Genomic DNA, 23,755 nt, shown 5'->3' with positions numbered 1-23,755 from the left:
TGGCGTGAACATTAATGCAACCCTGATTGGCCAATCCGTTGCTTTCCTGATTTTTGTACTCTTCTGCATGAAGTATGTATGGCCTCCGGTCATCACTGCTCTGCAAGAGCGCCAAAAGAAGATTGCCGACGGCTTGGACGCTGCCAACCGCGCAGCTCGCGACCTGGAGCTGGCCCAAGAGAAAGCGGGTCAGCAACTGCGTGAAGCTAAAGCACAAGCAGCCGAAATCATCGAGCAAAGCAAGAAACGCGCTGCTCAGCTTGTCGAGGAAGCCCGTGAACAGGCCCGCGTCGAAGCTGACCGTGTGAAGGCTCAGGCTCTGGCCGAGATCGAACAGGAACTGAACAGCGCTAAAGACGCTCTGCGTGCCCAAGTGGGTGCTCTGGCCGTTGGTGGTGCTGAAAAGATCCTTGGCGCCACAATCGATCAAAACGCGCATGCGGAGCTGGTTAACAAACTGGCCGCTGAAATTTAAGCGAGGGCGATCATGGCAGAACTGACCACGTTGGCCCGACCTTACGCTAAGGCTGCCTTTGAGCATGCCCAGGCCCATCAGCAACTGGCCAATTGGTCAGCCATGCTCGGCCTGGCTGCTGCGGTGTCGCAAGACGACACCATGCAGCGCCTGCTCAAGGCCCCGCGACTGACGAGCGCAGAAAAGGCCGCCACGTTCATTGACGTGTGCGGTGACAAGTTCAATGCACAGGCACAGAATTTCATTCATGTTGCCGCGGAAAACGACCGTCTCCTGCTTCTGCCGGAGATTGCCGCCCTGTTCGACCTGTACAAGGCCGAGCAAGAGAAATCCGTGGACGTGGAAGTCACCAGTGCCTTCGCGTTGAACCAAGAACAGCAAGACAAACTCGCCAAGGTTCTCAGTGCACGGTTAGGCCAGGAAGTGCGCCTGCACGCGTCGGAGGATGCCAGCCTGATTGGCGGCGTCGTCATCCGCGCCGGTGACCTGGTAATCGATGGCTCTGTTCGCGGCAAAATCGCGAAACTGGCCGAAGCATTGAAATCTTGAGTTTGAAGGGGCAGCAGAGCAATGCAGCAACTCAATCCTTCCGAAATTAGTGAAATCATCAAGGGCCGCATCGATAACCTCGATGTGAGCTCCCAAGCCCGTAACGAAGGTACCGTCGTTTCGGTATCCGACGGTATCGTGCGGATCCACGGTCTGGCCGACGTCATGTACGGCGAAATGATCGAGTTCCCTGGCAGCGTCTACGGCATGGCCCTGAACCTGGAGCAAGACTCCGTAGGTGCAGTGATCCTGGGTGCCTATGACACCCTCGCCGAAGGCATGAGCGCCAAGTGCACCGGCCGCATCCTGGAAGTTCCGGTTGGTAAGGAACTGCTGGGTCGCGTCGTTGACGCACTGGGTAACCCGATCGACGGCAAAGGTCCTCTGGGCAACACCCAGACCGACGCAGTCGAGAAAGTGGCTCCAGGCGTGATCTGGCGTAAGTCGGTAGACCAGCCTGTACAGACTGGTTACAAATCCGTCGACGCCATGATCCCTGTCGGCCGTGGCCAGCGTGAGCTGATCATTGGCGACCGTCAGATCGGCAAGACCGCCATGGCCATCGACGCCATCATCAACCAGAAAGACTCCGGTATTTTCTGTGTTTATGTTGCAGTCGGCCAGAAGCGTTCCACCGTTGCCAACATCGTTCGCAAGCTGGAAGAAACCGGCGCCCTGGCCAACACCATCGTGGTTGTTGCCAGTGCTTCGGAATCCGCCGCACTGCAATTCCTGGCGCCATACGCCGGTTGCACCATGGGCGAGTTCTTCCGCGACCGCGGTGAAGACGCACTGATCGTTTACGATGACCTGTCCAAGCAGGCCGTTGCCTACCGTCAGATCTCCCTGCTGCTGCGCCGTCCACCAGGACGCGAAGCATACCCAGGCGACGTGTTCTATCTCCACTCCCGTCTGCTGGAGCGTGCATCGCGCGTTTCGGAAGAGTACGTCGAGAAGTTCACCAACGGTGCTGTTACTGGCAAAACCGGTTCCCTGACCGCTCTGCCGATCATCGAAACCCAGGCTGGCGACGTTTCTGCGTTCGTTCCGACCAACGTGATTTCCATCACCGACGGTCAGATCTTCCTGGAATCGGCCATGTTCAACTCGGGCATCCGCCCTGCAGTTAACGCCGGTGTTTCGGTATCCCGCGTAGGTGGTGCCGCTCAGACCAAGATCATCAAGAAGCTGTCCGGTGGTATTCGTACCGCTCTGGCTCAGTACCGTGAACTGGCTGCATTCGCCCAGTTCGCGTCCGATCTGGACGAAGCGACCCGCAAGCAGCTGGAGCATGGTCAGCGCGTTACCGAGCTGATGAAGCAGAAGCAGTACGCGCCGATGTCCATCGCGGACATGGCTCTGTCGCTGTACGCCGCTGAGCGTGGCTTCCTGATCGACGTAGAAGTCTCCAAGATCGGCAGCTTCGAGCAAGCTCTGATCGCCTTCTTCAACCGTGATCACGCTGAACTGATGGCGAAGATCAACGTGAAGGGTGACTTCAACGACGAAATCGACGCAGGCCTGAAAGCCGGTATCGAGAAGTTCAAGGCCACCCAGACCTGGTAAGCCGCAGCGGGGGCTCAGGCCCCCGCTTGCTAACCTGATAGGTGATACATGGCAGGCGCAAAAGAGATTCGCAGTAAGATTGCGAGCATCAAAAGCACGCAAAAAATTACCAGCGCCATGGAGAAAGTGGCGGTCAGCAAGATGCGCAAGGCACAAATGCGCATGGCTGCTAGCCGTCCTTACGCGGAACGTATCCGCCAGGTGATCGGTCATCTGGCCAACGCCAACCCGGAATACCGCCACCCGTTCATGATCGAGCGCCCTGTAAAGCGCGCTGGTTATATCGTGGTGAGCAGTGACCGTGGTCTGTGCGGTGGCTTGAACACCAACCTGTTCAAGGCCCTGGTCAAGGACATGAGCGCAAACCGCGAACAGGGCGTGGAAATCGACCTGTGCGTGATCGGCAGCAAGGGTGCGACTTTCTTCCGCATCTTTGGCGGCAACGTCGTAGCAGCGATCAGCCACTTGGGCGAAGAGCCATCGATCAACGATCTGATCGGCTCCGTCAAAGTGATGCTGGACGCCTACCTGGACGGCCGTATCGATCGCCTCTCGGTGGTTTCGAACAAGTTCATCAATACCATGACCCAGAAGCCGACGGTCGAGCAATTGGTACCGTTGGTGGCAACCCCGGATCAGGATCTCAAGCATCACTGGGACTACCTGTACGAACCCGACGCAAAAGAGCTGCTGGACGGCTTGATGGTGCGCTACGTGGAGTCGCAGGTTTACCAGGCGGTGGTCGAGAACAACGCTGCTGAACAAGCGGCCCGGATGATCGCCATGAAGAACGCCACAGACAACGCCGGTGATTTGATCAAAGAGCTTCAGTTGATCTACAACAAGGCGCGTCAGGCTGCGATCACCCAGGAGATCTCGGAAATCGTCGGCGGCGCTGCCGCGGTTTAACGGTTCACATATTCAGAGGATCCAGCTATGAGTAGCGGACGTATCGTTCAAATCATCGGCGCCGTCATCGACGTGGAATTCCCACGTGACGTCGTGCCGAGTGTATACAACGCGCTTAAAGTACAAGGCGCGGAAACCACCCTGGAAGTTCAGCAGCAGCTGGGCGACGGCGTGGTTCGTACCATTGCGATGGGCTCGACCGAAGGCCTGAAGCGCGGTCTGGATGTCGTTGACACCGGCGCTGCCATTTCCGTTCCAGTTGGTAAGGCCACCCTGGGCCGTATCATGGACGTACTGGGCAACCCGATCGACGAAGCCGGCCCGATCGGCGAAGAAGAGCGTCGCGGTATCCACCAGCCAGCGCCTTCGTTCGCTGACCAGGCAGGCGGCAACGACCTGCTGGAAACCGGCATCAAGGTTATCGACCTGGTTTGCCCGTTCGCCAAGGGTGGTAAAGTTGGTCTGTTCGGTGGTGCCGGTGTCGGCAAGACCGTAAACATGATGGAACTGATCCGTAACATCGCCATGGAACACAGCGGTTACTCCGTGTTCGCTGGTGTGGGTGAGCGTACTCGTGAGGGTAACGACTTCTACCACGAGATGAAGGACTCCAACGTTCTCGACAAGGTAGCGCTGGTCTACGGTCAGATGAACGAGCCACCAGGAAACCGCCTGCGTGTAGCGCTGACCGGCCTGACCATGGCCGAGAAGTTCCGTGACGAAGGTAACGACGTTCTGCTGTTCGTCGACAACATCTATCGTTACACCCTGGCCGGTACCGAAGTATCCGCACTGCTGGGCCGTATGCCTTCTGCAGTAGGTTACCAGCCGACCCTGGCTGAAGAGATGGGCGTTCTGCAAGAGCGCATCACCTCCACCAAGGAAGGTTCGATCACCTCCGTACAGGCCGTATACGTACCTGCGGACGACTTGACCGACCCGTCGCCAGCGACCACCTTCGCCCACTTGGACGCCACCGTCGTTCTGTCCCGTGACATCGCCTCCCTGGGTATCTACCCAGCGGTCGACCCACTGGACTCGACTTCGCGCCAGCTGGACCCGAACGTGATCGGCAACGAGCACTACGAGACCGCTCGTGGCGTTCAGTATGTTCTGCAGCGCTACAAAGAGCTGAAGGACATCATTGCGATCCTGGGTATGGACGAACTGTCCGAAGCCGACAAGCAACTGGTAGCCCGCGCTCGTAAGATCCAGCGCTTCCTGTCGCAGCCGTTCTTCGTGGCAGAAGTCTTCACCGGTTCGCCAGGCAAGTACGTTTCCCTGAAAGACACCATCGCTGGCTTCAGCGGCATCCTCAAAGGTGACTACGACCACCTGCCAGAACAAGCGTTCTACATGGTCGGCAGCATCGACGAAGCGATCGAGAAAGCCAAGAAACTGTAATTCCTGCGCCCCGCAAGGGGCGCTATCAGGTTGAGGCAAGCAGATGGCTATGACAGTCCATTGCGATATCGTCAGCGCGGAAGGAGAGATCTTCTCCGGCCTGGTCGAGATGGTGGTTGCGCACGGTAACCTGGGTGATCTTGGTATCGCTCCAGGCCATGCGCCGCTGATCACCAATCTCAAGCCTGGTCCGATCACGCTGACCAAGCAGGGTGGCGCACACGAGGTGTTCTACATCTCTGGTGGTTTCCTCGAGGTTCAGCCGAACATGGTCAAGGTGCTTGCCGATACCGTGCAACGTGCTGCAGACCTGGATGAAGCTCAGGCTCAGGAGGCCCTCAAGGCTGCCGAGAACGCCCTGAATCTGAAAGGCGCGGACTTCGACTACGGCGCCGCCGCCGCACGTCTGGCCGAGGCCGCAGCCCAGCTGCGTACCGTCCAGCAAATGCGCAAAGGCAAGTAATCGGCCACGGCTGATAACTTCTGTTGCGATTGAGTAAAAGGGTAGCCTCGGCTACCCTTTTTCTTTTTCTGTTTTCTCCCCCGGTCTTTCACTGACCGCCCAGGATTGGTAGCCAGTAATGTCACTCGATATCGTTATTCTCGCCGCCGGCCAAGGCACCCGCATGCGCTCGGCGCTGCCCAAAGTGTTGCACCCGGTGGCTGGCAATTCCATGCTCGGCCATGTTATCCACAGCGCGCGCCAACTTCAGCCGCAAGGTATTCACGTGGTCATTGGCCATGGTGCCGAGCTGGTTCGCGAGCGGCTGGCTGCTGACGACCTGAATTTCGTCATGCAGGACAAACAGCTGGGTACCGGTCATGCTGTTGCCCAGGCACTGCCAGCGCTGACCGCTGACACCGTGCTGGTGTTGTACGGCGACGTGCCGTTGATCGAAGTGGAGACCCTGCAGCGTCTGTTGGCCAAAGCCAACGATCAGCAGCTGGGGCTTCTGACAGTCACCCTCGACGATCCGACCGGCTATGGCCGGATTGTGCGTGACGAGCAGGGCAAGGTAACTGCCATCGTTGAGCACAAGGACGCCAACGACGCGCAGAAAGCGATCAAGGAAGGCAACACCGGCATTCTGGCCTTGCCGGCCGGGCGCCTCGCCGACTGGATGGGCCGCCTGTCGAACAACAACGCCCAGGGCGAGTATTACCTGACTGACGTAATCGCCATGGCAGTGGCCGATGGCTTGGTGGTGGCCACTGAGCAGCCACACGACGCTATGGAAGTGCAGGGCGCCAACGACCGCCGCCAGCTCTCCGAGCTGGAGCGTCACTACCAGTTGCGGGAAGGCCGCCGTCTGATGGCTCAGGGGGTTACCCTGCGTGATCCGGCACGCTTCGATGTTCGTGGTGAAGTAAGCGTTGGTCGTGACGTGCTGATCGACATCAACGTGATTCTCGAAGGCAAGGTGGTCATCGAAGACGATGTGCAGATCGGCCCTAACTGCGTGATCAAGAACACGACCCTGCGCAAAGGCGCGGTGGTCAAGGCCAACAGCCACCTCGAAGGCGCCGTGATGGGAGAGGGCAGCGATGCTGGCCCGTTCGCCCGCCTGCGCCCGGGGAGCGTACTGGACGCCAAGGCCCATGTGGGTAACTTCGTTGAACTGAAAAACGCCCACCTGGGTGAAGGGGCCAAGGCTGGTCACCTGACCTACCTGGGGGATGCCGAAATCGGTGCGCGCACCAATATCGGCGCCGGCACCATCACCTGCAACTACGATGGCGCCAACAAGTTCAAGACCGTGATGGGTGAAGACGTGTTCATCGGTTCGAACAACTCGCTAGTGGCGCCTGTGGAAATCAAGGCCGGCGCGACCACCGCAGCCGGCTCGACCATCACCCAGGCTGTAGAAGCGGGTGACCTGGCTGTAGCCCGTGCGCGCCAGCGCAACATTTCGGGCTGGAAGCGCCCGGAGAAGATCAAGAAGAGCTGAGTTATTCACAGCCGTTTCGATCGAAAGCCGACTTATGTGAATAAGTCGGCTTTTTTATTGGCGCGGCTGCGCCTATAGGACCGCCTCAAAGCAGAAGCAAACAATCCACAGGTCAGCGACAGCTTGACGAATCGCGCGTCTTAGGTTTTGATTGCAACCATTAACTTTCGAATCGAAACTTAAACGCACATGTCGAAACGAAACACACCACAACGGCGACACAATATTCTGGCTTTGCTCAGCGAGCAGGGTGAGGTAAGTGTGGACGCGTTGGCCAAGCGTTTCGCCACCTCGGAAGTGACCATTCGCAAAGACCTCGCCGCCTTGGAAACCAACGGCTTGTTGTTACGCCGCTACGGTGGTGCTGTGCCGGTACCGCAAGAGTTGCTCGGTGAACCGGCACAACCCGTCTCTTCCTATAAAAAGGCCATTGCGCGTGCCGCCGTGGGGCGTATCCGCGAACATGCACGCATTATCATCGACAGCGGCAGCACCACGGCGGCAATGATCCCCGAACTGGGGCGCCAGCCAGGCCTGGTGGTGATGACCAATTCGCTGAATGTGGCCCGTGCAATCTGTGACCTCGAACACGAGCCGGTGCTGCTGATGACCGGTGGCACCTGGGACCCGCATTCCGAATCGTTCCAAGGCCAGGTCGCGGAGCAGGTACTGCGCTCCTACGATTTCGACCAATTATTCATCGGTGCCGACGGCATCGACCTCGGCCGGGGTACCACCACCTTCAACGAGCTGCTTGGGCTGAGCCGGGTAATGGCCGAATTTGCCCGTGAAGTGATCGTGATGGTCGAGTCGGACAAGGTTGGGCGCAAGATCCCTAACCTCGAGCTGCCCTGGGGCAGTGTGCACACCCTTATTACAGATGAACGCCTGCCAGCAGCAGCGCGCGAACAAATTCAAGCCCGCGGCATCAACCTGATCTGCGCCGCGATCAGCCAGGAGCAATAAAACATGTGTGGAATCGTTGGTGCTGTCGCCGAGCGTAATATCACAGCCATCCTGATCGAAGGCCTCAAGCGTCTTGAATACCGCGGTTACGACAGCGCCGGTTTGGCTGTACTCACCCAGAACGGTGAACTGCAGCGCCGCCGGCGCATCGGCAAGGTCAGCGAGCTGGAGGTTGCTGTTGCTGATGACCCATTGGCTGGCCAGCTGGGTATTGCCCACACCCGCTGGGCTACTCACGGCGCGCCGACTGAAGGCAACGCCCACCCGCACTTCTCGGGCAATGATGTGGCCGTGGTGCACAACGGCATCATCGAGAACCACGAGGAACTGCGCGAAGAGCTGAAGGGGCTGGGCTATGTCTTCAATTCGCAGACCGATACCGAAGTCATCGTCCACCTGATCCACCACACCCTGAAGAGCATTCCAGACCTGACCGACGCCCTTAAGGCGGCGGTGAAGCGCCTGCACGGCGCTTACGGCCTGGCGCTGATCAGTGCCAAGCAGCCGGACCGCCTGGTGGCCGCGCGCAGTGGTAGCCCGCTGGTTATCGGCCTGGGCCTTGGCGAGAACTTCCTGGCTTCCGACCAGCTGGCGCTGCGTCAGGTTACTGACCGCTTCATGTACCTGGAAGAAGGCGACATCGCTGAAATCCGCCGTGATCAGGTCTCTATCTGGGACCAGCAGGGCAACAAGGTCCAGCGCGAAACCGTGCAATATCACGAAGGTGCCGAGGCTGCCGACAAGGGCGCTTACCGCCACTTCATGCTCAAGGAAATTCACGAGCAGCCAAGCGTTGTTCAGCGCACGCTTGAAGGCCGCCTGGGCAAGGACAACGTGCTGGTCCAAGCCTTTGGCCCGCAAGCTGCCGACCTGTTTGCCAAGGTGCGCAACGTGCAGATCGTTGCCTGTGGCACCAGCTACCACGCCGGTATGGTTGCGCGTTACTGGCTGGAAAGCCTGGCCGGCATCCCTTGCCAGGTAGAAGTGGCCAGCGAGTTCCGTTACCGCAAGGTGGTGGTGCAGCCGGACACTCTGTTCGTCTCCATCTCGCAGTCCGGCGAAACCGCCGATACCTTGGCCGCACTGCGAAACGCCAAGGAGTTGGGTTTCCTCGGCAGCCTGGCGATCTGCAACGTGGGTATCAGCTCGCTGGTACGCGAGTCGGACTTGACCCTGCTGACCTTGGCCGGCCCTGAAATCGGCGTGGCTTCGACCAAAGCATTCACCACCCAGCTGGTTTCGCTGATGCTGCTGACCCTGGCCCTTGGTCAGGTGCGCGGTACGCTGGAAGCCGGTGTCGAAGCTGAGCTGGTTGAAGAGCTGCGTCGACTGCCAACCCGCCTGGGCGAAGCCCTGGCCATGGATGCCACCGTCGAGAAAATTGCCGAGCTGTTCGCCGACAAGCACCATACCCTGTTCCTCGGCCGCGGCGCGCAGTACCCGGTGGCGATGGAAGGTGCTCTCAAGCTTAAAGAAATTTCCTACATCCACGCCGAAGCTTACCCAGCAGGCGAGCTGAAGCACGGCCCGCTGGCTCTGGTGGACAACGACATGCCGGTGGTTACCGTTGCACCAAACAACGAACTGCTGGAGAAGCTGAAGTCCAACCTGCAGGAAGTGCGTGCCCGTGGTGGCGAGCTGGTCGTGTTCGCCGACGAGCACGCTGGCATGACCAATGGTGAAGGCACCCACGTGATCAAGGTGCCGCACATTGCCGATGCCCTGGCGCCAATCCTGTACACCATCCCGCTGCAGTTGCTGTCTTATTACGTGGCCGTGCTAAAGGGGACCGACGTTGACCAGCCGCGTAATTTGGCCAAGTCGGTGACTGTCGAGTAACGGGTAGTCAGGTGTTGATCAACTTGGTTTCGTTGAATTAAAACAGTCGTCGAACAATTAAAACTGTCGCCGGTAGAGGGGAAGCGCTCGTTTCCCTTCATCGGACGGTTTCAACCGTCTCCCTCGCGTCCCGTCTCCCCCTTGGTCTGGCGTTCGCTTATGCCCCTTCCAATTCAGACTTATGAACCTTTTCTGTCATTACATGAGAAGGAATTTGCTGCTCTCCTGGGTTGATCCCAAGGCAGCAACCTTCGAAATCCTGGCCCCAAGCCATGTGATCAAGAGCTCCGAGTTCCGCATGCTCGCTGCTGAATTCGGGTGACCAGGGTGCTATGGCTTCAATCGGCTTGTTCACTGTCACACAATGCACGCCGCGTTCAATGTCATTAAAAGTGATTGGGATATTGCCTATTCAGGGAACGAATATCTTTCTGCAAATGTGCAGTATAGTAAACCGGTTGCTTCGTTCTGCCCTGAATGCGTTAGGGAGGAAACCGCCACTCCAGTGAGCGGATGATAATAAAAATGAGTGGAACCCCTGCCTGTGAAAATCCAGCCTCTTCCGCCGCTCAACAGTCTTCATGCGTTTGAGTCTGCGGCACGCCACTTGAGCTTTACCCTTGCCGCCAAGGAATTGAATGTTACCCAGGGTGCAATTAGCCGTCAGGTTCGCCTTCTTGAGGACTACCTGGGCAAGGCACTATTCACCCGTACCACCCGCAGCATGTCCCTGACCCCCACCGGCGCGCAGTATTACGAAACGGTGCGTGAATGCATGCTTCACCTGGCCCGCGCCACCGGCGATATACGCCAGTGGCAAGGCAACCAACAAGTCACCGTTGCCACCAGTACCGCCATGGCGTCGCTGTGGTTACTGCCCAAGGTGTCGGAATTCCAGAGTGCCCATGAAAACATCGACCTGCGGATCATCGCCCACGATCATGTGAAGGATTACGCCAGGCTCGACAGCGACCTGGCGCTTTACTACTGCAACCCACCGCCCAAGGACATGGCTGTCACGCCGCTGTTCTCGGAAGAAATCTTCCTGGTGTGCAGCCCGACCTATCTGGCCAGGCATCCGCAACTGAGCAGCATCGAAGGGTTGTCGTCGTGTACCTGGCTCTGGCTTGAAGACTCCCAGCGCGACTGGGTAGGTTGGCCCGAATGGTTCAAGCGCCTGGGATACGAGCCCATGACCCCCAAGCATCGCGTCAATATCAACAGCTACGGTATGCTGATCCAGTCGGCGATCAGTGGCCAGGGCGTGGCCCTGGCCTGGGGCAACCTGGTGGACGATGCGTTGAGCACCGGTGCGCTGGTCAAGCCCAACGATGTGGTACTCCAGACCGACGCCAAGTTCTGCCTGCTGGAGTCGTCCACCGAGCGTGGTCCTCGTGAAAGCGTGCGGCTGTTCCGGGACTGGTTGATGGCCCTGCCTTCGGTGCAGAAATAGCCTGCCCAAAACACAAGACCGACAGCTGATGGCTGTCGGTCTTGTGTCTTCCAGGGTGGCTTTAGGTTAGCTGGCTTTCTTCGCTGTCAGCCCCATATCAAGCCCCTCGCAGGCCAAGGGCCCAGCCACCGGCGTGATGCCTTGCGGGTGAATCCCAGGTATAGGCAGGCGCCCACCCGGCGGCGTATCAAGCAGGCCGTCAGCCATCTCCTGGCGCAAGCTGCGCATCAGGGTGTAACTAATCAGCAGGATGAACCCCGCAATCGGCAATCCCGCCGCAATGCTCGCCATCTGGATCGCCTTGAGCCCCCCCGCCATCAGCAGAGCCATGGCTATAGCACCTTCCAGGATGCACCAGAGCAGGCGGATACTCTGCGGCGGGTTGGCGCTGCCCATGGAGTTCAACGTACACAGCACCTGGGTGCCGGAGTCGGCCGAGGTGATGAAGTACGTCGCCAGCAGGATACAGACCAGCACGCTCAGCACCTTGCCCAACGTACCGGCGTCGATCTTGTGCAGCAGGGTGAACATGGCAGCGGTGGTTTCCTGCTTGGTCGCCAGCAATACCGTGCCACCATCGAACTTGGCCTTGTCGCCCTGCAGCTCACCACTGGCAACCAGTTCTGCGTGCTGCTGACGATCGAGCTGCTCAGCCTTGAGCGCGGTACCACCGAACACCGACATCCAGATGATCGTCACCAGGGTGGGTACCAACAGCGCGCCGGCGATCAGTTCACGGATGCTGCGGCCTTTGGAAATTCGCGCAATGAACAGACCGACAAACGGGCCCCAGGTCATCCACCACGGCCAGTAGAACGCCGTCCACCAGTTCTGCCAGCCGCTGTCCTTCTGGGTATCGCTCCAAAAGCTCAGACCCACTACATGGCTGGCGTAGTCGCCGGTGCTCTCCAACATCAGGTTGATGATGTAGCGGGTTGGCCCCAGCAGCAGGATCAACACCACCAGCACCACCGACAACAGCATATTCCATTCCGAAAGGCGCTTCATGCCACGCGACACGCCGGCCATCACCGATACGGTAGTAACCAGGGTAATGAGCACGATCAGGGTGATCTGCACCCCCAGGCTGATGGGCAGGTCAAACACCTGGCTCAGCCCGGTGTTCATTTGCACCACGCCCAGGCCCAGCGACTGGGATACACCGAACGCGGTAATCACCACGGCAAGGATGTCCACCACATGTCCGATGGGCCCATAGATGCGCTCACCAATCAGCGGGTAAAGGATCGAGCGCATGCTCAGCGGCAAGCCCTTGCGATAGGCAAAGTAAGCAAGGCCCAGGCCAACGATGGTGAAAATAGCCCAGGGATGTAGGCCCCAGTGGAATAGGGTAATTCGCATAGCTGTGGTGGCGGCTTCGTCGGTGAGGCCGGTGGCGAACGGGTTGCCCGCGTAATGCCACATGGGTTCGGCAACCGACCAGAAGATCAGTCCGATGCCCATGCCGCCACTGAACAACATGGCGATCCAGGAGCCGAAGCTGAACTCGGGTTTGTCGTCGTCTCGCCCAAGCTTCATAGACCCAAACTTGCTGCACATCAGATAGATCAGTAGCCCCAGCACACCCGTGACGGAAATCAGGTAGAACCATTTGAAATTCTGCAGGATGAAGTCGGATGCACGTTGAAAAACCGCTGCTGCATGTTCGGCAAACAGGGCGCAAAACAGCACAAAGGCTACTACGGCCAGTAACGACCAGATCGTCACGGTGGGATTGAGGCCTTTGAGCAGGCCAGATTCGGCACGCATTGGTTATCCCCTATTGTTTTTGTTCAAGGGTTTGATGTCACGGTTTGGGTAGAGCCGCTGCCACAGGCAGGTGCCGGATCCCTGGCGGCGGTCTTCCCGCAGGCCCAAGGCGCGGTACGCTCTCTCGGGCCCTATCAAAATGGGAGAATTACCCGCTCTTCGACAAACCATTTCTAGTCATTAATTGATTACCAAAAGTCATTAATATGAAAAGTCCAGAGCCTGGCAGTTCATCAATGATTATCTACCACTACCGTCATCGACGAATAAATCATTAATGATAAAAACTGATAAATAGCGTTGAAATAAATCGTTTGTCGCGCCCTTCTTCTCTTGCTGAAACTGGCACCAGGCATCAAGGCATTGCCTGCCGTGCATCTAACAAGAGAAAACAAAAAATGACCGTATCGACTGACTCCCGCCTTATTCCCGTCCACGTCTTGGAAACCGTTCTGGCGCCTATCCATGAAGCTCATGGCCTGACCAACGAGTTCTACACCGACCAGCGCTATTTCGAACTCGAGCGCGACGAAGTGCTGGGGCGTAACTGGGCTTGTATAGGTTTTGCCAGCGACTTGCCGACCAACAGCTACGTCAAGCCGGTCGATTTCATGGGCCTGCCGCTGCTGATGATGCGCAACCGTGAAGGCCTGGTGCAGGTGTTTCACAACGTCTGCAGCCACCGCGGCGTGAAACTGGTTCAACAGGCGGGTGAAGTGCAGGGTGTGATCCGCTGCCCCTACCACTCCTGGACCTACGACCTGAACGGAGGTCTCAAAGGCACTCCGCACATTGGCGGGATCAACCAGCACAAAGACGAACGTTTCGCATGCGAGAAACACGGCCTGAAGGCGCTGCGCACCACGATCTGGATGGACATGGTGTTCATCAACCTGTCTGGCGAGGCACCGGCGCTTGAAGAGCAACTGCAGCCGTTGACCGAACGCTGGACTCAGTTCCTGGGCAATGACGGCATGAGTCTGCTGCGTCGTGAAGCGAACGGTGGTGCTATGAGCATCGAGGTCAACTGCAACTGGAAGCTAGCAGTCGAGAACTACTGTGAGGCCTATCACCTGCCGTGGGTGCACCCGAGCCTGAACAGCTACTCGCGCCTGGAAGACCACTACAACATCATGTTCGAGGAATTCGCTGGCCAAGGCAGCCACGCCTACAACCTCTCGGCCGTTGCCGGTACCCATTTGCCGATCTTCCCATCCTGGCCACAGGACCGCCTGCGCACTGCTGAGTACGTGGCGTTCTTCCCCAATGTGCTGCTGGGCATCCAGGCCGACCATGCGTTCGCCATGATGCTCGAGCCTGTGGCGCCGGGTAAAACCATCGAGCACCTGCGCCTGTTCTACGTGGGTGACGAAGCGCTCGACAGCCGTTACGACGCCTCGCGCAAAGCGGTAATGGAATCCTGGCGCGTAGTGTTCGCCGAAGACATCGCCTCGGTCGAAGGCATGCAGAAGGGCCGCTCCTCGCCTGGTTACAGCGGCGGTGCGTTCTCGCCGGAAATGGATCTGCCGACTCACTACTTCCACAAGTGGGCTGCCCGCCAGTTGCTTGACTGTGCTCAACGCGCCTGAGGTGATCATCATGCATCCGATAGCTCCGCACTGGCTGAACTTCATCGACGGCCAGTGGACCGACAGTGAGCAGTACCTGAGCATCCACAACCCTGGCACCACGGACCTTGTGGCGACCATCGCCCAAGCCAGTGTGGCCGACGCCGAATGCGCCCTGCAGGCGGCTCGGCGCTGTGCTGACAGCAACGCTCTGAACCGTGTGCGTCCTGCGCAGCGGGTGACCTGGTTGCTTGAGGTTGCCGCGCAGATTCGTGCGATCACCGACGAAGGGGCGTGGGTGCTTTGCCAGGAAAACGGCAAGAGCCTGCGTGATGCCCGTGACGAATTCATCGAGGCCGCACGCTACTTCGAATACTACGCCGGCATGGCCGACAAGATCGAAGGGAAGTCGATTCCGCTGGGCGACGGCTACATAGATTTCACCGTCTACGACCCCTTGGGCGTGTCGCTGCAGATCGTGCCGTGGAATTTCCCGGTATCCATCTGCGCCCGCTCCCTGGCCCCTGCCTTGGCGGCCGGCAACGCGGTAGTGATCAAGTCGCCGGAACTGTCGCCACTGGGCCTGTGCGTGCTGATGCAGGCCATCGAGCGTGCCGGCCTGCCACAGGGGGCCGTCAATCTGATCTGCGGCCGTGGTCGTGAAGTGGGTGCCTACCTGGCCGGCCATCGCGATGTCGACCAGTGTCTTCACAGGTTCCGTCGGCACCGGCCAGAGCATTTTGCGCAGTGCCGCCGAACACGCGATTCCCAGCGTCATGGAGCTGGGCGGGAAGTCGGCGGCCCTAGTGTTCCCGGATGCCGATCGTGAGCAACTGATCAGTAGCGTTAAAAGCGGCATCTTCTTCAATGCCGGCCAGGTGTGCTCTGCCATGTCGCGCTTGCTGGTACATCGCTCTATCTACGACGAGGTTGTAGCTGACGTGGTAGCGATGGCCGAGGGGCTGACCGTGGGCCTGGGCCAGGACAACCCTGACCACACACCCGTGATTTCTGCTGCTCAGCTCGAAGGCATCGAGGCCTTGTGCCGACGTGCCCAGCAGCAAGGCGCGGTGGTCGCAACCGGCGGCGAGGCCATCAGCGGCCTGAGCGGGCATTACATGGCGCCAACCGTATTGCGCGATGTGACTGCGCAGATGGAGATAGCCCAGACTGAAGTCTTCGGCCCTGTGCTGGCAGTAATTCCCTTCGACAGCGAAGAGGAGGCCCTCGCCATTGCCAACGGCACCGTGTTCGGTCTGGTGGCCGGCGTATTCACCCAGGACCTCAATCGCGCCCTGCGCTGTGCCCGGCGACTGTGCACCGGCCAGGTGTTCGTCAACGAATGGTATGCCGGTGGCATCGAAACGCCGTTCGGCGGCGTCGGGCTCTCGGGCTTCGGACGGGAAAAAGGCCAGGAGGCGCTCTACAGCTACGTCAGGACCAAGAACCTGGCCGTGCGTATCAAGGGCGAGTGAGGAGGCAGCATGATGAAAACCTGGCTCTGCATCATCTGTGGTCTGATCTACGACGAAGCCAAAGGTTGGCCCGACGACGGCATTGCCCCCGGTACCCGCTGGGAGGACGTGCCCGAAGACTGGCTATGCCCTGAGTGCAAGGTCGGCAAAGCCGACTTTGAAATGATCGAACTCAGCACCCCGATCGCAGCAGTGGCTACCGCGCCGGTTATCCAGGCGCAACCACTGGTTACCGCTCGTCCCGCCCAACCGGTGGTCATCATCGGTAGCGGCCATGCCGGCTACGGCCTGGCACAGGCCCTGCGCAAGGCCGCCCCGCAGTTGGAGATTCGCGTACTGACCCAGGAGTCGGGCCATCTTTATTCCAAGCCCGCGCTATCCATCGCCCTGGCTCAGGGGCGCACCGCCGCAGCCCTGGCCACCGAAACGCCGCTGGCGATCGAACAGAGGCTTGGCATTCGTATCTATACCGGCTGCAAAGTCGAACGCATCGATGCCCAGGCGCAGCGCTTGTACACCAGCCTCGGCGAAATGGACTACGGCCAACTGGTGCTAGCCAGTGGTGCTTCTCCCGTGCGGTTGCCTATCGAGGGCCGCGCCGAGGCACTGCTCAGTGTCAACAACCTGCAGGATTACCAGGCGTTCCGCCAACGCCTTGATGGCGTGCGCAGAGTGGCCATTCTGGGCGACGGTTTGATCGGCTGCGAGTTTGCCAACGACCTTGCGAGCAATGGCTATCAGGTTCGGGTAATCGGCCTGGGTGCCTGGCCCATGGAACGCCTGCTGCCCGAGGCGGCAGGCCAGCACTTGCAGCAAGCGCTATCGGGGTTGGGGGTGCAATGGAGCCTGCGTACCACCTTGCAGTGCATCGAGCCGGACGGCGAAGGCTACCGACTGACCCTTGCCGACGGTCAGGTCGTCGGTGCAGACCTGGTGCTCAGTGCAGTGGGCTTGCGCCCCAACCTTGAGCTGGCGCTGGAAGCCGGCCTGGACTGTGGCCGCGGGATCAAGGTCGACGCACAACTACAGACCTCACAACCGGGCATCTATGCCTTGGGCGATTGCGTCGAGATCAACGGCCAGTTGCTGCCTTACCTCGCGCCGATCAACGAAGGCATTCGTGCCCTCGCCAAGACCTTGCTGGGCCAACCGACCGCCGCCCACTACCCATTGGCGCCCGTGACGGTGAAAACCCCGGTCGCCCCTCTGTGCCTGCTGACACCTCCCGGTGGTTGCGAGGGCCAATGGCGCTGCGATGCGACCAGCGATGGATTGAGCGCTGCGTTTCATGACCACGCAGGTGCCCTGCGCGGGTTCGTGCTGCTCGGCCGTCAGGCACAAATGCAACGAAATACCTGGCTGCAAAACTGCCAGGACACCCAACAAAATGTGGCCTGAGGCTGAACCATGAACAGTATCGTCAATCTGCCTCACGATGACCGCAATTGCGGCTGGTATGCCGCGCTGCCTGAACAGGCGCCGAGCAAGCGCCTAAGTGGCGAACATAACGCCGATTATGTGGTGATCGGTGCTGGCTTTGCTGGGCTTGCCGCCGCACGGCGCCTGGCCGAGCACCTGCCGCAGTCGCGCATTGTTTTGGTAGATGCCCAGCGAATCGCCTACGGCGCCTCCGGGCGCAACTCGGGTTTCGTCATCGACCTGCCGCACAAATTCGCCCTCGAACATCCCGATCCTCAGCATAAACAACGGCTCTTGGGCCTAAACCGCTCAGCCATCGATCAACTGCAAACATTGATCGGCCGTCACGGCATCGAATGCCAGTGGTCCCATGCGGGAAAATACCAGGGCGCGGTGGGAGAACGTGGCCAGGGTTATCTGGATCACTTTGAAAAACTGATGGCCGACCTGGGTGAGCCCTATCGCGTGGTCGGGCGTGACGAACTAGCCGGTGTACTCGGTAGCCGCTACTACAGCCGCGCCATCTACACCCCCGGTTGCTACCTGATGCAGCCTGCTGCCCTGGTACGTGGCCTGGGTAATTCGCTTCCCGGCAACGTCGAAGTGCTTGAAGAGTCGCCAATCCGCACACTCCAGAAAGAGCCCTGCGGCACGTGGCTGGTGCGGGGCGACAACGGGCTGATCCGGAGCCCGCAGGTATTGCTGGGCACGAGCATCTTCACCCAGGAGTTCGGCTACTTGCGCAACCGACTCCTGCCGGTGATGACCTTCGCCAGTTGGACGCGACCACTGAGCGACGTCGAGATGGCGACGGTTGGTGCCCAGGCCGACTGGGGCCTCACCCCTGCCGACCACGCCGGTACCACGGTACGAATGACCCAGGACCGGCGCCTGATCATCCGCAATACCTACAAGCATGTCCCTCGCTACGGTCGCAGCGTAACCGATGCTACCCGCAACAAGATTCGCGATGACCATCGCAAGGCCTTCGAGGCGCGCTATCCGCAACTGGCCCAAGTGCCGTTTACCCATACCTGGGGTGGGGTCTATGCGATCTCACGCAACTTTACCAACTATTTCGGCCAACTCGATCAGGGTGTTTACGCCACCGCCTGCGACAACGGCGTGGGCGCGGCCTGGGGCACCATTTCCGGAACGCTCCTGGCAGACATGGCGGTGGGGGCGGACTCCCAGCAATTGAGTGACATCCGCGCAGTGACTGGCCTGCCCTCCCGTAACCCGCCTGAGCCGTTCTTGGGTATGGGGGTGCGGGCCCGGATCCGCTGGGCCGCGTTCAACAGTAGGAGCGAAGTATGACCCGCACACTCAGCGGAAAAGGCCCGGTGCGTCTAGTCGACCACCGGAACCTGGACTTTGTCCACCGGGGCGGGCCGCCTGGCGGCGCCTCGGTAGCGCGTGCTGTCAGTAATGAGGTGTCGCCCAACCTGGGTATCGGCTTTGCCCGCTGGGAAGGTGCTGAAGTGGCCTGGACGGTGCTCTATGACGAAGTGATTTTTGTCATTGAGGGCTGTTTTGAACTCCAGGCCAACGGCGAGGTGTACCGCGTGTCGCCAGGTCAGGTGCTGTGGATTCCCGAAGGCACGGAGCTGGTGTACGCAGGCCACGCGCTGTTCGGTTATGTGGTGTACCCGGGTGATTGGAAACAGCGCCACGGCCTTGCCTGACTACCGACCACCCTGGTCTGGGGAATCCAATTGTTCGCATTATCCAAACGGTTCGGCACGATTTATGTCGCTGCCTTGTTGATGCAGCTGGGTTCCAGCCTGCTGATGACCTACCTGGCCCTGCGCCTGAATGCTTCCGGTGTGGCGCAGGTATGGGGTGGTGCGCTTATGGCCGCCAACGCGCTGGGCATGGTGTTGGGAGCCCGCTCCGGTTATTGGCTGATTGGCCTGGTCGGCCATGCTCGGGCCTTTGTGGTGAGCGCCGGGGTGATTGTCACTGCGGTGCTCTCGCACCAGCTCAGTGATGGCTTACTGCTGTGGCTTGCCCTGCGATTTGTCGTTGGTGCTGCAATGATGGGCCAATTGATGGTCATCGAGAGCTGGCTCAACGACTGCGCACCGGTCAGCCGGCGAGGCGGCGCCATGTCGCTGTACATGGTGGCCAGCTATGTCGGCATGATGCTAGGGCAATTGATGCTCAGTCTGGGAGATGGGCTGCACACCTTGGCGTTGACGGGCGTGGCCATGGCTTTTGCCATTGGTTTGATCCCCGTGGCTCTGCACAACGGTACCCAGCCGAGCAACATCAACCAGGCCCGGATCAAACCCTTGCTGTACCTGCGTAGACTTCCTCAATCGTTGTTCACGATTCTTGCCTCGGGATTGCTGAACGGTTGCCTGTATGGGCTGACGCCGATCTTTGCTGCGCAACTGGGCTTTAGTCCGGCGCAGGTCGGGCAGTTCATGGCTGTCAGCATTGCCGCCGGGCTTCTAGCACAACTACCGCTGGGTAAACTGTCGGATCATATTTCCCGCATCACCTTGATCCGCGCTACCGCTGCATTGCTGTGCATAGCCTATTTGCCGCTGGCCTTCGGGCTGGCATCAGGGCAGCTGTGGATCATGTTGGCCGGGGCTGCCATCGGCTTCTTGCAGTTCTGTTTGTATCCGCTGGGCGTTGCCCATGCCAATGACAACCTAGAGCCGGAACTGCGTGTATCGCTGGCCGGAGTGCTGCTGATGACCTTTGGTATCGGCGCGACCATCGGCCCGCTGGTTGCAGGGGCGATGATGGAGCATGCCGGTCCACAAGCACTGTATCTGTTCGGCATTGGTGTAACGGCTATGGTTGTTTGCTTTATAAGGAATAAATCCGGCGTTGATGTGTCATTGGCAAGGTTGTCATGAAACGTCGGAGCCCAGGGATATGTCCGCCTCACTCCATTTGATGTCCGAACCAGTTAATTGAGCCCTGTTTTCGCTCTCTATGGTTAAGCGGTGAAGTGCCCCTGGCACTGCACCCTACCCATAACAAGAGCAAAAGCAGGGACCATAATGACTATGACGACGTCTGGGAAAGCCAGCGATCAGTTGGCTCAGGGATTCAAGCCTCGACATGTGACCATGTTGTCGATTGCCGGTGTGATCGGCGCGGATTTGTTCGTAGGGTCCGAACAGGCGATCGCTGCGGCAGGTCCGGCAGCAATCATTGCCTATGCGCTTGCTGGCGCTCTGGTGGTGCTGGTAATGCGAATGCTTGGCGAGATGGCAGTGTCACCGCCGAAAACCATTCGATCATCGGCGGCCTGGGCGAAGCGGTGGCGGGCCTGCTGCTGCGCAACGGGGTAACGCCGACATTCCGCCAGATCGCTTTGCCCGATGCCTTCCTCGATGCCGGCGCCCTGCCAACGCTGCATGACCGCTACGGTATCTCCACCGATGCAGTGAGCGCGCAGATCAAGGCTTGGCTGTGACGTGATACCTGAAGATAGAGCCGGCCGGAATTAAAGGCGGCTCTATCCCTGTATGCCCGCAAAGCGAATGCCGAAGGCAAGGGCATGGCCTGACGCAGCGAATGGGGCTCGTCAGATTTGCATGGCCATGCCATCCACATTCATCGCCGCCTGGCGCAGGGCCTCGGAGCGCGTCGGGTGAGGGTGGCAGGTGAGGGCGATATCTTCTGCCGAGGCCGAGAACTCCATAGCCACGCAGAACTCACCAATCATCTCGCTGACGCTTGGGCCCACCAGGTGCACACCCAGTACTTCATCGGTTTCGGCATCGGCGATGACCTTGGCGAAGCCTTCGGTCTCGTGGTTGATCTTGGCACGGCTGTTGGCGGTGAAGGGGAACTTGCCAACCTTGTAGGCACGCCCTTCGGCCTTGAGCTGCTCTTCAGTCTTGCCCACAGTGGCCATCTCCGGGCGGGTATAGATCACCCCAGGGATGAGGTTGTAGTTGACCTCGTGGGGCTTGCCGGCGATGCGTTCGATACAGGCCACCGCTTCGTCTTCGGCCTTGTGCGCCAGCATCGGGCCCGAAGTGACGTCGCCAATCACCCAGACACCCGGCACTGAGGTACGGTGGTGCTCGTTGCCGAGCATGCCGCGCTTGTCGGCTTCCAGGCCCACGCTTTCCAGGTTCAGCCCTTTGGTATAAGGGCGGCGGCCGATAGCCACCAGCACGTAATCGGCTTGCAGCGATTCTGCGGTACCACCGGCGGCAGGCTCCAGCGTCAGGCTGACGCCATCGGCACCTGCGGTAGCCTGAGTCACTTTACTGCCCAGCTTGAACACCATGCCTTGCTTGGCGAGCGCCTTCTGCAGGGCCTTGGCCGTTTCCGTGTCGGTGCCGGGGCAGATGCGGTCCAGGTATTCGATGACAGTGACCTGGCTACCCAGGCGGCGCCAGACCGAACCCAGCTCAAGACCGATCACGCCAGCACCGATGACGACCAGGTGCTTGGGCACTTGCGGCAGCGACAGCGCGCCGGTCGAGTCGATGATGCGCTGGTTGTCGACGGTCACACCTGGCAGAGGGGTGGGCTCAGAGCCGGTGGCAATGACGATGTCCTTGGCCTGCAACGCGGTTTCGCTACCGTCTTCGGCCTTGACCACGACCTTGCCGATGCCATCCAGGCGGCCCCAGCCTTTGATCCACTCGACCTTGTTCTTGCGAAACAGGTATTCGATGCCCTTGGTCAGGCCTGTCACGCTCTCATCCTTCTGTTTCATCATCTGGGCGAGGTTGAGGGTGGGCTTTACTTCGATACCGAGGTGGGCGAACTCGTCACCGCTGGCAGCTTCGTAAAGCTCCGAAGCATGCAGCAGTGCCTTGGATGGCATGCAGCCGACGTTCAGGCAGGTACCGCCCAAGGTCGAGCGGCCTTCCACGCAGGCAACGCTCAGGCCCAACTGGCCAGCGCGGATGGCTGCGTTATAGCCACCAGGGCCACCGCCGATGATCACCACGTCATAGGATTTCATGGGTTCAACTCCAGGATGTAGAAGCGCGAGAGGGCACAAGGTTAAGCTGAGATGCAGAGATTGTATACAATCTGCTGTATGGATAAGATCAGTTGGTTCTAGACCATGGTCTTGTTTAGAGGAAACATCCCACAGATGAACTACTCTGATCCGGCGACGTTCGAAATATTAGGCGTCGTGGCTAATTACGGACAGGAGGGGTGTTTCATGCTTGCTCAACTTCCACCTGCATTGCAGAGCTTGCATCTGCCGCTGAGGCTGAAGCTGTGGGACGGTAACCAGATTGATCTTGGGCCTAGTCCTCAGGTCACCATTCTGGTGAAGGAACCGCAGCTGATCAGCCAGTTGACCCACCCAAGCATGGACCAACTGGGCACCGCATTCGTCGAAGGCAAGCTGGAGCTGGAAGGCGATATCGGTGAGGCTATCCGCGTGTGCGACGAGCTGAGCGAAGCGCTGCTGGCGGATGAGGATGAAACGCCGCCGCCCCGTTTGTCTCATGACAAGAGCACCGACGCCAAAGCCATCTCCTACCACTATGACGTGTCCAACGCGTTCTACCAGCTTTGGCTGGACCAGGACATGGCCTATTCTTGCGCCTACTTCCGTGAGCCGGACAATACGCTCGACCAGGCGCAGCAGGACAAGTTTGACCACCTGTGCCGCAAGCTGCGTCTGGATGCCGGTGACTACCTGCTCGATGTTGGCTGTGGCTGGGGCGGGCTGGCGCGGTTCGCTGCCCGTGAATATGGCGCCAAGGTGTTCGGTATTACCCTGAGCAAGGAGCAATTGAAGCTCGGCCGCAAGCGTGTGCAAACGGAAGGGCTTGCCGACAAGGTCGACCTGCAGATTCTCGATTACCGCGATCTACCCCAGGATGGTCGCTTCGACAAGGTTGTCAGCGTGGGTATGTTCGAGCATGTCGGGCATGCCAACCTGGCGCTGTACTGCCAGAAGCTGTTCGGGGCGGTGAGGGAAGGTGGGCTGGTGATGAACCACGGCATCACTGCCAAGCACGTCGATGGCCGACCGGTCGGGCGTGGGGCGGGTGAGTTCATCGATCGCTATGTATTCCCCCACGGCGAACTGCCGCACCTGTCGATGATCAGCGCCAGTATCTGTGAAGCCGGGCTGGAGGTGGTGGACGTGGAGAGCCTGCGCCTGCACTACGCTAAAACCTTGCACCACTGGAGCGAGAACCTGGAGAACCAATTGCACAAGGCGGCAGCGCTGGTGCCTGAGAAGACCCTGCGGATCTGGCGTTTGTACTTGGCCGGGTGTGCCTACGCCTTTCAGAAGGGCTGGATCAACCTGCACCAGATATTGGCCGTGAAGCCATACGCCGACGGGCATCATGACCTGCCTTGGACGCGGGAAGACTTGTACCGCTGAAATCGTAAGTGTCACAGCCCTGACAGGGCTGTGCAGGAGCGGCCTTTAGCGCGAAAAGGCCGCTTTCAAC

18 protein-coding genes and 4 pseudogenes are annotated in these 23,755 nt (G+C 59.5%); 20 read left to right on the top strand and 2 right to left on the bottom strand.

Translation table 11 applies throughout. The features are described from left to right. Positions 1 to 4: 4 nt before the first annotated feature. The 10 genes from PRJ_RS27540 to PRJ_RS27495 all read left to right on the top strand — a co-directional run bounded on the left by PRJ_RS27540 (position 5) and on the right by PRJ_RS27495 (position 11,110). On the top strand, positions 5 to 475 hold the full coding sequence (locus PRJ_RS27540; RefSeq protein ID WP_003253189.1) for a F0F1 ATP synthase subunit B: 471 nt from the start codon (positions 5 to 7) through the stop codon (positions 473 to 475). A gap of 12 nt (positions 476 to 487) precedes the next feature. Further along, the gene (locus tag PRJ_RS27535) at positions 488 to 1,024 is read left to right on the top strand and encodes a F0F1 ATP synthase subunit delta (protein ID WP_003253191.1); all 537 of its coding nucleotides are present in this window, start codon (positions 488 to 490) and stop codon (positions 1,022 to 1,024) included. 21 nt (positions 1,025 to 1,045) lie between these two features. Further along, on the top strand, positions 1,046 to 2,590 hold the full coding sequence (gene atpA, locus PRJ_RS27530) for a F0F1 ATP synthase subunit alpha (RefSeq protein ID WP_010955887.1): 1,545 nt from the start codon (positions 1,046 to 1,048) through the stop codon (positions 2,588 to 2,590). 48 nt (positions 2,591 to 2,638) lie between these two features. After that, positions 2,639 to 3,499: a F0F1 ATP synthase subunit gamma gene (gene atpG / locus PRJ_RS27525; protein WP_003253195.1), complete on the top strand. Its 861-nt coding sequence runs from the start codon at positions 2,639 to 2,641 to the stop codon at positions 3,497 to 3,499. Positions 3,500 to 3,526: 27 nt separating this feature from the next. Further along, complete coding sequence (atpD, locus tag PRJ_RS27520) at positions 3,527 to 4,903, top strand: F0F1 ATP synthase subunit beta (RefSeq protein WP_003253197.1); 1,377 nt, start codon at positions 3,527 to 3,529, stop codon at positions 4,901 to 4,903. A gap of 43 nt (positions 4,904 to 4,946) precedes the next feature. Then, complete coding sequence (locus tag PRJ_RS27515; protein ID WP_010955886.1) at positions 4,947 to 5,366, top strand: F0F1 ATP synthase subunit epsilon; 420 nt, start codon at positions 4,947 to 4,949, stop codon at positions 5,364 to 5,366. A gap of 118 nt (positions 5,367 to 5,484) precedes the next feature. Next, entirely contained in the window at positions 5,485 to 6,852 is a 1,368-nt protein-coding gene (gene glmU, locus PRJ_RS27510) for a bifunctional UDP-N-acetylglucosamine diphosphorylase/glucosamine-1-phosphate N-acetyltransferase GlmU (protein WP_104962841.1), read from the top strand. A 189-nt stretch (positions 6,853 to 7,041) separates the two neighbouring features. Further along, positions 7,042 to 7,818 carry a DeoR/GlpR family DNA-binding transcription regulator gene (locus PRJ_RS27505; protein ID WP_104962840.1) on the top strand — a complete coding sequence of 259 codons (777 nt, stop codon included), beginning with the start codon at positions 7,042 to 7,044 and terminating at the stop codon, positions 7,816 to 7,818. 3 nt (positions 7,819 to 7,821) lie between these two features. After that, positions 7,822 to 9,657 (top strand): glutamine--fructose-6-phosphate transaminase (isomerizing), encoded by a 1,836-nt coding sequence (gene glmS / locus PRJ_RS27500; protein ID WP_020190289.1) that lies wholly within the window; start codon positions 7,822 to 7,824, stop codon positions 9,655 to 9,657. Between the two features lie 544 nt (positions 9,658 to 10,201). Continuing rightward, positions 10,202 to 11,110 (top strand): LysR substrate-binding domain-containing protein, encoded by a 909-nt coding sequence (locus PRJ_RS27495; RefSeq protein WP_003253225.1) that lies wholly within the window; start codon positions 10,202 to 10,204, stop codon positions 11,108 to 11,110. A gap of 66 nt (positions 11,111 to 11,176) precedes the next feature. Here the strand turns inward: PRJ_RS27495 and PRJ_RS27490 are convergent, their stop codons facing one another. Beyond that, entirely contained in the window at positions 11,177 to 12,880 is a 1,704-nt protein-coding gene (locus PRJ_RS27490; RefSeq protein WP_047603746.1) for a BCCT family transporter, read from the bottom strand. A gap of 398 nt (positions 12,881 to 13,278) precedes the next feature. Between PRJ_RS27490 and PRJ_RS27485 the strand changes: the two genes are divergently transcribed. The 9 genes and pseudogenes from PRJ_RS27485 to PRJ_RS27450 form a co-directional block, all read left to right on the top strand. Beyond that, a complete protein-coding gene (locus tag PRJ_RS27485) occupies positions 13,279 to 14,469 on the top strand; it encodes an aromatic ring-hydroxylating dioxygenase subunit alpha (RefSeq protein ID WP_003253228.1) in 1,191 nt (396 codons plus the stop codon). Between the two features lie 10 nt (positions 14,470 to 14,479). Then, positions 14,480 to 15,923: pseudogene (locus tag PRJ_RS27480) on the top strand (aldehyde dehydrogenase family protein). 12 nt (positions 15,924 to 15,935) lie between these two features. Beyond that, positions 15,936 to 16,097, top strand: a pseudogene (locus tag PRJ_RS30480) (rubredoxin); the annotation flags it as partial. Further along, positions 16,086 to 17,321 (top strand): NAD(P)/FAD-dependent oxidoreductase, encoded by a 1,236-nt coding sequence (locus PRJ_RS27475; protein WP_223817420.1) that lies wholly within the window; start codon positions 16,086 to 16,088, stop codon positions 17,319 to 17,321. The pseudogene PRJ_RS30480 and the gene PRJ_RS27475, both read left to right, overlap by 12 nt. A gap of 9 nt (positions 17,322 to 17,330) precedes the next feature. Then, positions 17,331 to 18,659, top strand: coding sequence for an FAD-binding oxidoreductase (locus PRJ_RS27470; protein WP_104962839.1), 1,329 nt, complete (start codon positions 17,331 to 17,333; stop codon positions 18,657 to 18,659). Further along, positions 18,656 to 19,027 (top strand): ethanolamine utilization protein EutQ, encoded by a 372-nt coding sequence (locus PRJ_RS27465; RefSeq protein WP_003253236.1) that lies wholly within the window; start codon positions 18,656 to 18,658, stop codon positions 19,025 to 19,027. The genes PRJ_RS27470 and PRJ_RS27465 overlap by 4 nt, the downstream gene beginning before the upstream one ends. Before the next feature lie 30 nt (positions 19,028 to 19,057). Then, positions 19,058 to 20,215 (top strand): MFS transporter, encoded by a 1,158-nt coding sequence (locus PRJ_RS27460; protein WP_014861159.1) that lies wholly within the window; start codon positions 19,058 to 19,060, stop codon positions 20,213 to 20,215. A gap of 147 nt (positions 20,216 to 20,362) precedes the next feature. After that, positions 20,363 to 20,596 (top strand): annotated as a pseudogene (locus PRJ_RS27455) (GABA permease); the annotation flags it as partial. Beyond that, positions 20,581 to 20,781 (top strand): annotated as a pseudogene (locus PRJ_RS27450) (transketolase family protein); the annotation flags it as partial. The pseudogenes PRJ_RS27455 and PRJ_RS27450, both read left to right, overlap by 16 nt. Before the next feature lie 111 nt (positions 20,782 to 20,892). Here PRJ_RS27450 and lpdA read toward each other — a convergent pair. Next, the gene (gene lpdA, locus PRJ_RS27445) at positions 20,893 to 22,293 is read right to left on the bottom strand and encodes a dihydrolipoyl dehydrogenase (RefSeq protein WP_003253243.1); all 1,401 of its coding nucleotides are present in this window, start codon (positions 22,291 to 22,293) and stop codon (positions 20,893 to 20,895) included. Positions 22,294 to 22,500: 207 nt separating this feature from the next. On the opposite strand from lpdA, the gene cfaB reads away from it, so the two are divergent. Further along, the gene (gene cfaB / locus PRJ_RS27440) at positions 22,501 to 23,685 is read left to right on the top strand and encodes a C17 cyclopropane fatty acid synthase CfaB (RefSeq protein WP_070095373.1); all 1,185 of its coding nucleotides are present in this window, start codon (positions 22,501 to 22,503) and stop codon (positions 23,683 to 23,685) included. Positions 23,686 to 23,755: the final 70 nt, after the last annotated feature.

This window comes from Pseudomonas sp. XWY-1 (assembly GCF_002953115.1).
Taxonomy (GTDB): domain Bacteria; phylum Pseudomonadota; class Gammaproteobacteria; order Pseudomonadales; family Pseudomonadaceae; genus Aquipseudomonas; species Aquipseudomonas alloputida.
Note: the sequence above shows the minus strand (reverse complement) of the source record. Positions and strands in the feature narration are given on the sequence as shown.